The organism is Bradyrhizobium guangxiense (assembly GCF_004114915.1).
In the GTDB taxonomy this organism is placed as follows: domain Bacteria; phylum Pseudomonadota; class Alphaproteobacteria; order Rhizobiales; family Xanthobacteraceae; genus Bradyrhizobium; species Bradyrhizobium guangxiense.
This window is the reverse complement of record NZ_CP022219.1, coordinates 934,554-947,374: the sequence shown is the minus strand read 5'-3', so window position 1 is coordinate 947,374 and position 12,821 is coordinate 934,554. Positions and strand designations below refer to the sequence as shown.

At 64.0% G+C, this 12,821-nt stretch carries 10 protein-coding genes; 7 read left to right on the top strand and 3 right to left on the bottom strand.

What is annotated here, in order from left to right; translation table 11 throughout:
- Positions 1 to 2 precede the first annotated feature (2 nt).
- From X268_RS04560 to X268_RS04535, 6 genes are all read left to right on the top strand, one after another.
- Positions 3 to 1,430: a TolC family protein gene (locus X268_RS04560; protein WP_128923815.1), complete on the top strand. Its 1,428-nt coding sequence runs from the start codon at positions 3 to 5 to the stop codon at positions 1,428 to 1,430.
- A gap of 13 nt (positions 1,431 to 1,443) precedes the next feature.
- Entirely contained in the window at positions 1,444 to 2,775 is a 1,332-nt protein-coding gene (locus X268_RS04555; protein WP_128923814.1) for a multicopper oxidase family protein, read from the top strand.
- 32 nt (positions 2,776 to 2,807) lie between these two features.
- Complete coding sequence (locus X268_RS04550) at positions 2,808 to 3,260, top strand: cupredoxin domain-containing protein (RefSeq protein ID WP_164937524.1); 453 nt, start codon at positions 2,808 to 2,810, stop codon at positions 3,258 to 3,260.
- Positions 3,261 to 3,275: 15 nt separating this feature from the next.
- Entirely contained in the window at positions 3,276 to 3,575 is a 300-nt protein-coding gene (locus X268_RS04545; RefSeq protein ID WP_128923812.1) for a copper-binding protein, read from the top strand.
- Between the two features lie 330 nt (positions 3,576 to 3,905).
- Complete coding sequence (gene flhA / locus X268_RS04540) at positions 3,906 to 6,047, top strand: flagellar biosynthesis protein FlhA (RefSeq protein ID WP_164937523.1); 2,142 nt, start codon at positions 3,906 to 3,908, stop codon at positions 6,045 to 6,047.
- A 294-nt stretch (positions 6,048 to 6,341) separates the two neighbouring features.
- Positions 6,342 to 6,542 (top strand): hypothetical protein, encoded by a 201-nt coding sequence (locus X268_RS04535; RefSeq protein ID WP_128923810.1) that lies wholly within the window; start codon positions 6,342 to 6,344, stop codon positions 6,540 to 6,542.
- Between the two features lie 1,439 nt (positions 6,543 to 7,981).
- Here X268_RS04535 and X268_RS04515 read toward each other — a convergent pair.
- On the bottom strand, positions 7,982 to 9,415 hold the full coding sequence (locus X268_RS04515) for a DUF1254 domain-containing protein (RefSeq protein WP_128923809.1): 1,434 nt from the start codon (positions 9,413 to 9,415) through the stop codon (positions 7,982 to 7,984).
- 336 nt (positions 9,416 to 9,751) lie between these two features.
- Between X268_RS04515 and X268_RS04510 the strand changes: the two genes are divergently transcribed.
- Positions 9,752 to 10,081 (top strand): hypothetical protein, encoded by a 330-nt coding sequence (locus X268_RS04510; RefSeq protein WP_128923808.1) that lies wholly within the window; start codon positions 9,752 to 9,754, stop codon positions 10,079 to 10,081.
- A 318-nt stretch (positions 10,082 to 10,399) separates the two neighbouring features.
- Here X268_RS04510 and X268_RS04505 read toward each other — a convergent pair whose 3' ends face one another.
- Both X268_RS04505 and X268_RS04500 read right to left on the bottom strand, forming a co-directional pair.
- A complete protein-coding gene (locus tag X268_RS04505; protein ID WP_128923807.1) occupies positions 10,400 to 11,623 on the bottom strand; it encodes an NAD(P)/FAD-dependent oxidoreductase in 1,224 nt (407 codons plus the stop codon).
- A gap of 116 nt (positions 11,624 to 11,739) precedes the next feature.
- On the bottom strand, positions 11,740 to 12,699 hold the full coding sequence (locus tag X268_RS04500) for a helix-turn-helix transcriptional regulator (RefSeq protein ID WP_128923806.1): 960 nt from the start codon (positions 12,697 to 12,699) through the stop codon (positions 11,740 to 11,742).
- Between the last annotated feature and the right edge of the window lie 122 nt (positions 12,700 to 12,821).

Sequence of the window (12,821 nt, the reverse complement as noted above, 5' to 3'; positions counted from 1 at the left end):
CCATGATACGCCACCTTGCGCGAAGCCTGCCCGTCCTCACTGCGCTCGGCCTTTCCGGCTGCGCCGCGTTCTCGCCCGACGGCGGCATGACGACGGTCTCGGATCTGACGAGCCAGACCATTAAGAAAGATATCGCCTTCGTGCACTCGGCTGAAGGAGCCGCCGCGGTCGACGCCCGCGTTCGCGAGTTGCTGGCACGCACGCTCAGTGCCGACGCCGCCGTGCAGATCGCGCTGCTCAACAACAAGGGGCTGCAGGCCGCCTATAACGAGCTGGCCCTGGCCGAGACCGATCTGGTGGAGCAGAGCCTGCCGCCCAATCCGGCGTTCTCGCTCTCGCGGATTTCCGGCGACGGCGGCAGCGAGATCGAGCGCCAGGTGGTCGGCGACATCCTCGCACTCGCCCCCCTGCCGTTCCGTTCCGAGATCGCTCGGGAACGCTTCCGCGCAGCGCAGCTGCGCGCCGCGCTGGCGACGCTGCGGCTCGCCGCCGACGTGCGCCGCGCCTATCTGCGCACTGTTGCCGGCAACGAGATGGTGGCACTGCTGACCGACGCGAAGGCGACGGCGGAATCCACCGCCCAGCTCGCCGCCAAGCTCGGGGAAACCGGCTCGCTCAACAAGCTCGACCAGGCCCGCGAGCAGGTGTTTTATGCCGAGACCACCGCCGACCTCGCCACCGCGCGACAGGCGGCAACGAGCGCGCGCGAAAGGCTCGCGCGCCTGATGGGATTGTGGGACGGCGGTCTCGACTTTCGTCTGCCCAATCAACTGCCGCCCCTGCCGCGCCGGCCGCAGTCACTGCCCTCGATCGAAGCCGATGCTGTGGCCCATCGCATCGACCTGCAGATCGCGCGGCTGGAGCTGAACGCGCTGGCGAAGGCGCTGAACCTCACCGAGGCGACGCGCTTCGTGCCCCTGCTCGATCTCGCCGGCATCCCCCGCCGTACCCAGGATCCGGAAGGACCGCCGTTCCGCGAACGCGGCTTCGACGTGCAATTCCAGATCCCGATCTTCGACGGCGGCGAGGTTCGCATGCGGCAGGCGGCGGAGACCTACAACCTTGCCTTCAACCGCCTGACCGAGCGCGCGGTCAATGTGCGCTCCGAGGCGCGCGATGCCTATCGTGTCTATCGCTCCGCTTACGACATCGCCGGCCACTACCAGCGCGAGATCATCCCCTTGCGCAAGATCATCACCGAGGAGATGCAGCTGCGCTTCTCCAGCATGCAGGTCGACATCTTCGCGCTGCTCACAGAGGCGCGGCAGCGTCTGGCTGCGCTACGCGGCGCGATCGACGCCCGGCAGAGATTTTTCCTCGCCCAGGCCGATCTGCAGACCGCCGTCAATGGCGGCGGCTCGCCTGCAGCCGGCAGCGACAACCCAACCACCATCGCCGCGGCAGCGCCTGCCGATGGCGGCGGCCATTGAGATGGAGGCCAAGATGTTTTCCCGCCGAGGATTTCTAAGCAGCGCCGCGCTTGCCGGCGCGTCGGCCATCAGCGGCCGCGTCCAGGCCGCTTCGATTCCGGAAGCCCCTCACATGGACAAGGTGGTGATGCAGCCGCCGCTGCATCCGACCAGCGGACCGGACTATCGCCCCGTCGTCACGTTGAACGGCTGGTCGCTGCCGTTCCGCATGAACGGCGACTGGAAGGAATTCCATCTCGTCGCCGAGCCCGTGGTGCGCGAATTCGCCGAGGGCATGAAGGTGAATCTGTGGGGCTACAACGGCCAATCGCCGGGCCCGACCATCGAGGCGGTCGAGGGCGACAAGGTCCGCATCTTCGTCACCAACCGCTTGCCCGAATACACCACCGTGCACTGGCACGGCATGATCATCCCGAGCGGCATGGACGGCGTCGGCGGCTTGACCCAGCCGCACATCGAGCCAGGCAAGACCTTCGTCTACGAATTCGAGATGAAGAAGAGCGGGACCTTCATGTACCACCCGCATTCGGACGAGATGGTGCAGATGGCGATGGGCATGATGGGCATGTTCATCGTGCACCCGCGCGATCCGAACTTCCGCGCCGTCGACCGCGACTTCGTGTTCGTAATGAGCACCTATCGGGTCGATCCCGGCACCTATCTGCCGCATGTCAACGAGATGACGGACTTCAACATGTGGACCTGGAATGCACGGGTGTTTCCCGGCATCGATCCGCTGCCGGTCAGGCTCGGCGACAAGGTGCGCGTGCGCATCGGCAATCTCAGCATGACCAACCATCCGATCCATCTGCACGGCCACAGCTTTGCTGTGACCTGCACCGATGGCGGCTGGATTCCGGAGAGCGCCCAGATCCCCGAAACGACCACCGACGTCCCGGTCGGTGCGGTCAGGGTATTCGACGTGCTCGCCGACAATCCCGGCGACTGGGCGTTCCACTGCCACAAGTCACATCACACCATGAACGCGATGGGACACGATGTGCGCAACCTGATCGGCGTGTCGCGCAAAGATCTCGCCAAGGCCGTCGGCAAGCTCGCGCCTGACGGCATGGCCATGGGCTCGACCGGCATGGCGATGGGCAACATGGAGATGCCGGCGCCCGACAACACGTTGCCGATGATGACGGGGACCGGCCAGTTCGGACCGATCGAGATGGGCGGCATGTTCACCGTGATGAAGATCCGCGAGGACCTTGCCCGCGACGACTATCGCGACCCCGGCCCCTACAAATTCCCGCAAGGCACCGTCGCCTATGAGGTCGCGGCGCCCGATGCGGCACCAGCGCGGCAGCCCGGCCAGCCGACACACAAAATGAAGATGTGAGCGTTTCGATGAACCACCAACTGGAGATGACGATGAAGACGATCAAACTCGGCCTCGCGCTGGCTGCACTTTCGCTGGCGCCGGCCCTCGCCCACGACAAGCACGCTCACGCGGGCTTTTCGGCCGGCGAGCCCGGCGACCCCAAGAAGCCCGCGCGCACGATCGAGATCCTGCTGAACGAGATGGACTACTCACCCGCCCGGATCGAGGTCAAGCAAGGCGAGCAGATCCGCTTCGTGCTGCGCAATGTCGGCAAGGAGGACCACGAATTCCTGCTCGCCACACCTCAGGAGAATCTCGCGCATGCGGTGGAGATGAAGAAGCATCCGCACATGGAGCATGACGATCCCAACGGCGTGCGCCTCGCCCCGAGCAAGACGGCCGAGATCCTCTGGAAATTCAGCAAGCCGGGCACATTCGAATATTCGTGCCTCATTCCCGACCACCGCGAGAACGGCATGGTCGGCCACGTCACCGTCAAGTAACGAAAGGAGCTTCCCATGAACCGCATCATCACTATCGCCGCGGCGCTGGCGCTGGCTTCGAGCGTTGCCACGGGCGCGCTGGCGGCCGGGGCCTCGATCAGCGGCGAGGTCAAGAAAATCGACGAGGGTGCCGGCAAGATCACGCTGAAGCACGGGCCGGCGAAGAGCCTCGGCATGGATGACCCCATGACCATGGTCTATCGGGTCAAGGATCCCGCCATGCTCAAGCAGGTGAAGGTCGGCGACAAAGTGACCTTCGAGGCCGAGGAGGCGGCCTCAGGGTACACGGTGACGAAGATGGAGAAGGCGAAGTAGGGACTTCCTCTCGACTGTTATTCCGGGATGGTCCGCAGGACCAGACCCGGAATCTCGAGATTCCGGCTTCGATGCTTCGCATCGCCCCGGAATGACGACCGGGGCTCCGAAACACCCCGGTCCGCCCCTCTCCCCACCCCCACCGTTAACCCTTTGCTAACCATACACCGGGCAAAAATTGCCGGGTGAAGTCGAGTGTCGTCGGCCGCGTAGAACGGGAGGAACCCCGTGGACGCCAGTGCGGTGCCTCACTTTCGGAACGGCGGCCCCTCGGCCGCCGCGCAGACGTTTGGGGCGCGCGGACGGCAGTCGCGCGGGGAGGCAGCTACCATGGTCGACGTCACCGCGGGACAAGGCGTAGGCAGCCCGAAGCCCGGCATCCCTTCCCTCAACGACATCGTCACGGTCCTCAAGCGCGGCGACATCGCGCTGGCGCTCGGGATCCTCACCATCCTGGTGGTGCTGATCCTGCCCCTGCCCGCGATCGTGCTCGACCTGTTCCTGGCGATCTCGATCACGCTCTCGATCCTGATCCTGATGACCTCGCTGTTCATCCAGGCGCCGCTGGAATTCTCCGCCTTCCCGACCATCCTCCTGATCTCGACCATGCTGCGCCTGTCGCTCAACATGGCTTCGACCCGCCTGATTCTGTCGCACGGGCACGAAGGCACGGCTGCCGCCGGTCACGTCATCGAGGCCTTCGGCAGCTTCGTGATGGGCGGCAATTTCGTCATCGGCATCATCGTCTTCGCCATCCTGATCATCGTCAATTTCGTCGTCATCACCAAGGGTTCGGGCCGTATCGCCGAAGTCGCCGCCCGCTTCCACCTCGACGCCATGCCCGGCAAGCAGATGGCGATCGACGCCGATCTGTCCGCCGGCCTGATCGACGAGAAAGTCGCCAAGGAGCGCCGCAAGGAGCTGGAGGACGAGAGCGGCTTCTTCGGCGCCATGGACGGTGCCTCCAAATTCGTCCGCGGCGATGCCATTGCCGGCCTTTTGATCGTCTTCATCAACGTCGTCGGCGGCATGATCATCGGCGTGGCGCAGCAGGGCATGTCCTTTGCCGATGCGGGGCGCAGCTACACGCTGCTGACCGTCGGTGACGGCCTCGTCACCCAGGTGCCGGCGCTGATCGTCTCGACCGCGGCGGGCCTGCTGGTGTCCAAGGCCGGCGTCTCCGGCGCTGCCGACAAGGCGCTGATGAAGCAGTTCTCCGGCTATCCGCAGGCGCTCGCGATGTCCTCGGCGGTCATGCTGGTGCTGGCGGCGCTCCCGGGCATTCCGACCCTTCCCTTCCTCGCACTCGGCGCCGGCGCCGGCGCGCTGGCCTGGAACGCCCGCAACCGCAACCGGGTGACGGCCAAGGCCGAGCAGGCCGCCATGGCGGCACCCGCTCCGGGAACGCCAGGTGCGCCGGGCGCTGCCGCGGCCGAAGAGCCGATCTCGGCCGCACTCAAGATCGACGATCTGAAGATCGAGCTCGGCTACGCGTTGCTGCCGCTGGTCAACGGCCCCGACGGCACCGACCGCCTCACCGAGCAGATCAAGGCGCTGCGCCGCTCGCTTGCGATCGAGATGGGCTTCGTGATGCCCGCCGTGCGCATCCTTGACAACGTCCAGCTCGAAGCCAACACCTACATCATCAAGATCAAGGAGGTCGACGCCGGCACCGGCAAGATCTGGCCGAACCAGTTCATGGTCATGGACCCCGGCGGCAGCCAGGTGCAGGTGCCCGGCATCCACACCACCGAGCCGACCTTCGGTCTGCCCGCGACCTGGGTCGATGCCAGCCTCAAGGAGGAGGCCTCGCTCAAGGGCTACACCGTCGTCGATGCCGCGACCGTGCTCTCGACCCATCTCACCGAGCTGCTCAAGGCCAACATGTCGGACCTGTTGTCCTATGGCGAGGTGCAGAAGCTGCTCAAGGAGCTGCCGAAGGAGCAGAGCGAGCTGGTCAAGGACATCGTACCCGGACAGGTCACGGTCTCCGGCATCCAGCGCGTGCTGCAGCTCCTGCTCGCCGAGCGCATCTCGATCCGCGACCTCTCGACCATCCTCGAGGGCATCGCCGACTCGCTGGCCTTCTCGCGCAATCCCGCGACCATGGTCGAGCACGTCCGCGCCCGCCTGGCGCGGCAGATCTGCGCCCAAAACACCTCCTACGCCGGCTATCTGCCGCTGATCGCCCTGTCGGCGAAATGGGAGCAGGCCTTTGCCGAATCCATCATCGGCCAGGGCGAGGAGCGCAGCCTCGCCATGCAGCCCTCGAAACTGTCGGAGTTCATGACCGCTGTGCGCGAGGCGTTCGAGCGCGCCGCGCGCGAGGGGGAGGCGCCGGTGCTGGTCACCTCTGCGGCAATTCGTCCCTTCGTCCGGTCCCTGGTGGAGCGGTTCCGGGCCCAGACCACCGTGCTGTCGCAGGCCGAGATCCACCCTAGGGCGAGGCTCAAAACAGTCGGAAGCATCTGATTTGCCTTAAGAAGCCGTATGTTTTTCCGCCACAGGCAAATGGTTTTTGAGTTCCTGGCGCCTTGTGGACCAACTGCCGAAAAGGCGCGCGGGACGCAGATTACAGCCTTGAAATACTTACAAAAATGCACGATCAAGGGCCGCTTTTGATCGCGGCGCTTCACGTCCTGTCACGCTCTTGTGATGGCCTCTTGGGAACGAATCCCCCCAATATTAGGTTGTTGGGCACCGGAAGCATGAACCTGCCTGAACAGGCCGGCGACTACTTCGGGTAGATGGCGGCAGGAGGCTTCCATGAACCACTCGATCTACAGCGCAGATCGCGCGACCCACTTGAAAGTCGTGGTCGTCGCCCTCGTCGCAGGGATCGCGTTGGCAGGCTTCGGCATCACGGCACGCACGGGTTCGGACGATGGTCTGACCCAGACCGCCCGCGTCATCAAGGCCGGCAAGCCGGTCGCAATCACCAGTTCGAACGCGTCCCTCGTTCGCTAAGGAGATTTGACGAGTTTTGTGAATTCACGCGGCTCTTTACCAGCCCCCCAAAGTCGCCACGTGGATATGTAGACGACCCCAACCCCAAGTCGACTACAGAAAGCGCCCGCCCCCCACGGGCGCTTTCTCATGTCTGGGGTGTCCCGTCATTGCACACGTCTCTGTCTCCAACTCGTCTTGCGGAGTGCGTGGTGACGGCGTCGCTCCGTTCATCCGCGTCTTCATTGCAGACACGCCTTCGCATCCTCGCGGCTCATCTCGCCCGAGCTTTGCACGATCTCTTCACCCTCATGAATGAATGGAGAGGGCGCAGGGAAGACCGGGTGCCGGCCGGGCACCCGCGGTCCACTGTGCGAAAGATGGCAACAAGAATTTGCACAGCGGCATACAGGTGGAGCCAAACATCCGGCCTTCCCTGCGCAGTGGTTTTACGGCTTATGTCGCGCTCTCCCCGGGGAGCGATGCACTATTGCCCCCGTCGCCTTGCGGATGGCTGATGCGCTTGCCCGGTTGGGCACCCACATCACCGCAACGCTTGACGCACAGACCCCGGGCGTCAGGACCACACGATTTTGCCGTACGCCGATCACACCGGTCGTATGCGCGAGGCCCTTCGCTCACGGTTGCCCGCCCTGCAAAGCCCTTCGCGCCGATGCAATCAGCGTCCACCGCCCCCCGACCCGCGTTCGTGACGATCGCGATACGCCCCTCTTCCTTGGGCCGGGTTGCGATCACACATACGCCGTTTCCGAATTTCGGTAAAGTGGAATATTTTTGGCGAGCCGGGTTGACCCGATGAGTGGGTGTTTTGCCGTCGAATGGCGCAAGGGCTTGTGTGACTTTCCCTGGAAACTGAGAGCAGCTCCGCGGGACCACCACCACCGTGCGTGCTGCACGTTGTCAGATTACAAACCGAGAGCTGACTTTGCGGGCCCGGGGCATCGACGTCAGCGAGTGCCGGCTCGTGGCTTCGGGTCCGGCGCTGTCTCGGCCGTGCGCGCCATCGGGCAGACATGGTAGCTCGCAATGCGTAGCCGCAGACGCCTCCAAGGAGAAATGAGGCGAGCTAATCGCGACCGCGAGATCGAGGTCCGTCCACTTAAGTCTTGCTCGTATTTTCTGAGCTCGACCGAGCGCGTTGTTGCGAGGTGCCTTTCCTGGCAGTGCTCGGATGGGCAGGAACACCGTCCTTTCCCAAGAGGCGCTGCATTTCCTGTATCACGGCGAGCCGCCGTTCGACTTCGCCAATCGACCTAAGTTGGTCCCTTTGAAACAAAACCTGCGCCGGCTTCTTCATGGGCCCGCCCTCCAGATCGAGAGATTGCCAGATTTTCCCGGTTACTGTCTCTAACCTAATTTAACGATATCGATTCCGAGAGGTTCGGCACGCTGGGTGGAGCGAACTCGAGAAGGCCCACCGACTGCATCAAGCAATAGAACTACTGCGTTGCAAGCCCCGGTACCGGCTGGGCACGCACGACTGGCGGCGGGGTCCACTTGCCAATGAGCGCGTCGGCCTGGGGCGCATACATTCGCATGGTCAAATTGAACGCCCCCTTCGGAGCGGGCAGCCAATTGGCCTCCTTCTCCGCGCCCGGGCTTTCGTTCTGGAAATACAGGTCGAGCGAGCCGTCGGAGTTATATTTGAAAGGCATCCAGCTCGAGACTGCAAACCGGTTGAGCGCGTTTGCGACCTGGAAGCCGTCAGTGTCGTAAAGCGTGATGGACCAGAAAGCAGCGACCGGCGGAAGCGCGGCTTTCTCGAAATGCAAGGTGTATTTGCTTGTACCGTCGAGCGGCTTGCCGGTGTCGTCCCCAAGATTGGTCGGGTAGATAGCGTCCTCTGGCAGGTTGGCACCCAAGCCAAACTGTGCGACGATCGCACGCTTGAGATAGTAGTTGCCGTAGACGCCCATCGTGTCGGTGTTCATGGTCCAGCCGTTCACGACACGTGCGAGGGTCGGGTACTTCCATGCCATCAACTGCCGTCCGGTCTCGGGCGCGGTCGACAGCGCTCTGCGCACGACGGGATCGGCCTTGGTCAGGTCAAAACTCTTGCCCGGCTCAATGCCGATCTTCTTCAGTTGCGCGAGCATCGGCTCATCAGTGATGTGCGGCGGGGTCACCTTGAGCAGCTCAGCCGCATAAGCGAAGTATTTTTCGGCCGGCATGGTATCGACCTGCGCCTTCGGCGGCGTCTTCATGTCCACCGAGGGATCAATGACCACCTTTAGTGGGGCCGGATTCTTGCCCCATTCAGAGAGCGCCGTGATCCTGTATCCGGCCTGGATCTTGTGCACAGCATCGTAGTCCGGCGGGCCGTCGGTCTTTGTGCGGCCAATAACCCAGACGAACGGCGTCGGCGCACTGATGCGCGTCATGTCAGCCGGCACGGTTCCGGCCCAGCCGGGTGGGGTGAGCAGAAAATTGGCGATCTTGGTGCCGGTGGTGCGCCAGCCGGGCGAAGCAAACACGTCGCTCCACATATCCAACATCGGCAGCAGATAGAACCGGCCGTCCGTATCTGGCACGGAAACTACCATCGGCTCCTTCGTGAGATCGGCCCAGACGATGGAATAGAGCGTATCAAAATTGCTTCGCACCACGCCCTTGAAATCGGCTGGTGGATATTCGGGCACGCTGACGAACATGTTCATCGGACCCTTGCCGAACTCCTTCCCGGGCTCAACATTGGTGAACTGCCGCCGCGTGACCTCCATCGAGACCAGCGGATAAAAATAGAGATAGGCATTGACGCCGATGGCGTGCGCCTCCTGCTCGGAGATTGAAGTCTGAGCGCTTACCGGCACCGCAGTAGCGAAAAGTAAGGATACCGCAGCTCCAAACAGCACCTGCGAGATTGGTCGTCTCATATGCAGACCTCCGTTCCAATAGAAGCTGCAGCAGGCACCGGCTCCCGACCGACTGCATTGAGAAAGATCAACGGAGTAGTCACTTCCATCCAGACCGGATCGCCGTTGTCCGGAATGGGTCACGCCGTCCCGTGTCCGCTCTGCCGTCGATAGCCGACAGCACGTCCGCAATACGGTGGTTCGCCTAAGGTCCCAAAAGCTGGGGTTTAATCGTTCAGGCACATCCGGAGCCATCCCTGTCTGATCACCAGCGCTCTTGAAAATTGCGATCGGGATCACGAACGTTGGGAAAAGTGGCGCGTTGAGCGGGATAGGGCACTGCATTGGAGAAGAACCATGCGAACCGTAACTCTCGCGATGATTGTAGTTGCCGCAAGCGCAATTGCCTTCCAAGCAAATGCGCAACAGCAAAAGGCCGCGCCTAGCGAGCAAACCAAGGACGAGATGCGCACTGACGTAGACAAAGGGCTCAAGACGAGCGAGCCTAACGAGCAGATGCAGCGCGACGCAGATAAAGGGGCCAAGACACGCAATTCAGGCGCGTCCGGATACGTTGCCGACCAAGACAAGCCGGGCGCCTCTGCGCATCCCCCGGGCCAACCGGGGAGTGAGCAGACGACTGGTTCTGGCAGCCAGACTGGCCCTTCGAAACAAGGCCAGCAGTAATCGCTTAACCGACCTCGCGCTCACCTTGCGCCACTCGTCATAAGGGAGTGCCAAGGGCAGCGGCCGGTTAATTGCCGGCCTCTCGGCGGCAAGCGGCAAAGTTGGCCAAGGAGTCTCGGAGCGGACAAAGGTCGGCAGCATGACCTGCAGCCGTTCGCCCCAAGCTCCAACATGTCGGATGCTGGGTTCCGAAAGCTCACGCTCATCTGCGCGCGAGGCTGTTGCAGGGCGGGTTTTCTTCCGCGGTCGTGGCAAATTCAGACATGCGGGCCTGTCGCCGCGTTTCACGTTCGGCTGGAAATGAATGCACGGGACAGCTCAACGACGCGGCACCCCGTATGTCGCCGGCGGCGCCTGCACCGTCGGCGCAGCCGCGGCGAACAGTTCGTCCCTGCTGCCGGTGAGCGGTGGATAGATGCGCTTGCGGTTGATGGTCTGCTTGGTCGCCTTTGCCGCAGCACCCGTGGCGCGCACCTCGCGATTCCACCCTTCGGTGTAGAGCGCGCCCCAGCCGCCGAGATCGAGCACGGTGACGTACCAGTCGATCCGCAGCGGCAGCATCGGCAGGCCGGCGAGATCGGCGACCACGTTGTGGCCGGCGAAGCGGCCCATGGGACGCGCGAACTGGCACGACATCACGGTCGGATGCAGCCCATCGACCACGCAGGAAGCAACGTCGCCGGCCGCGAACATGCCGCCGACATCCGCCACCCGCATGAAGGGATCGACCAGGAGGCGCCCGAGCCGGTCACGTGCGTCCGGAAAGCTCGCCGCCAAAGGGCTCGCTCGCATCCCGGCACACCAGATCACCGTCTGCGCCAGAATGAACTCGCCCGTGTTCAGGCGCATGCCGGCGGCCTCGATCGACGCGACACGTACGCCGAGCCGCGTCTCGACCTCGAGCGACGATAGTGCCGTCTCGATGACGGGCTGCGCATGCCCGCCGATGGTCGCGCCGACCACGGGATTGGGATCCACCAAAATGATGCGGCGGCTGCCGGTGATGCCGGCACGCGCCAACCGGTCCGGCATCTCGGCCGCGACCTCGATCCCGGTGAAGCCGGCGCCGACCACGACGACGGTCGATCGCCCCGGCGACGGCGCGCTGCGGCCGAGCGAGGCGAGATGCTGCTCGAGGTGGAGCGCGGCGGCATAGGTATCGACGTCGAACGCGTGCTCGGCGAGTCCGGGAATGCCGGGACGCATCACCTCGCTGCCGAGCGCCAGCACGAGGCGGTCATAGGCCAGCAGCTGATCGCCGCTGCTGGTGACCAGCGAAACTTCGCGCCGGATCGGATCGATGGCCTCGACCTCGCCGATCCCATGACTGACGCCGACAGGGTCGAGCAGTTGCGGCAGCGGTATCGCGACCTCGCTGAGATCGGACTCGTAATTGCGCACGCGAATGTTGTGATAGGGATTGCGATCGACGAGGTGGATCTCGATGTCACCGTTCGCGCCGATCTCGTCGCGCTTGCGCGCGGCGGCGATGGCCGCCCACAGGCCTGCAAATCCGGCGCCGAGCACGACGATACGCGTCATGTCCGTGGACTGTGCTTTCCAATGAAAATTCTGCGGTCTACCCGCCCCGGCAGATATAGCTCATTCGGCCGGATCGACCAACTGCGCGACCGCCGCGCGCTGCGCAAAATCGCGGCTCACGCCTCGCGCAGTTCCGAGGGCGTCGCGCCGAAGCGCTTGCGGAACGCACGGTTGAAATAGGACAAATCGGCGAATCCCGAGGAATGCGCGATGTCGCTGATCTTGCGCGTCCTGGCGCGGGGATCGCCGAGCAGCTTGCGCGCCTGGAGCAGACGCTGCTCCAGCACGAATTCGGTGAAGGTCGTGCCGGCCTGCTCGAACAGACGTTGCGCCTGGCGCGGGCTCAAGCCCGAGCGCGACGCGATCTCGGACAGGCAGAGATCGTTGCGGCCGAGCGCGGCCATCACGTCGGCGCGCATGAGATCGAGACGCGCCGCCGCATGCCCACGGCCGCGCGCAAGACTTGCATGCTCGGCGTCGGTGCCGAGCAGGAGGCCGACGAGATCGACCATATGCTGCGCAGTGAGGCGCTGGCCGACCGCGTCGAGATGCGGCGCGTGATTGGCGGCGACCACATGATAGCGGAAGATGGTCTCGGCGACCGCACCGTCGCTGAGGACTTGCGACAGCTTGTCCTCGGCGCGCGGATTGATGTCGAGCAGCGCGCGGCGCGGCATGCGGATCGAGGTGAAACAATCGTCGTCGGTGTGGCCGACGCTCCCGGTGACGCTCATGTCGACGAGCACCATCTGTGCGGGTGCGAGCTCCACCGTGTGGCCGTTCTGCCCGACGCGAACGCGGCCTGCGCGCCCCGAGATCAGGACGAGGTCGTCGCTGCCGTCGGCGAGGTGGCTCTGGGTGCGGGAATATTGCGCGGAGGCGCCTTCCGGAATGGCGAGCGTGATGTTGTCGACCACGCTGATCTGGAGCCGACAATCGATGCTATCACCGCGGCTCGGCCCGATATCGAGGCCGAAAGCCCCGAAGGCCCGCTCGCGCCACTGCTCGAACGCCGGCCCGTGCGGCAGCCCCGCATATTGGTGAACGAAGATGCCCGGCGCTCTCGCTGCGTCCATTTCTAGCCCCTCTTTCGGCTCCGCGATCGGCGGTGCCGACTGCAATTTCCGGGAATTTGACGCCACGAATTGCGGCGAGGTTCAAATCGGGGGCGGATTCGGTCGGACTTGTCGGGATGCGA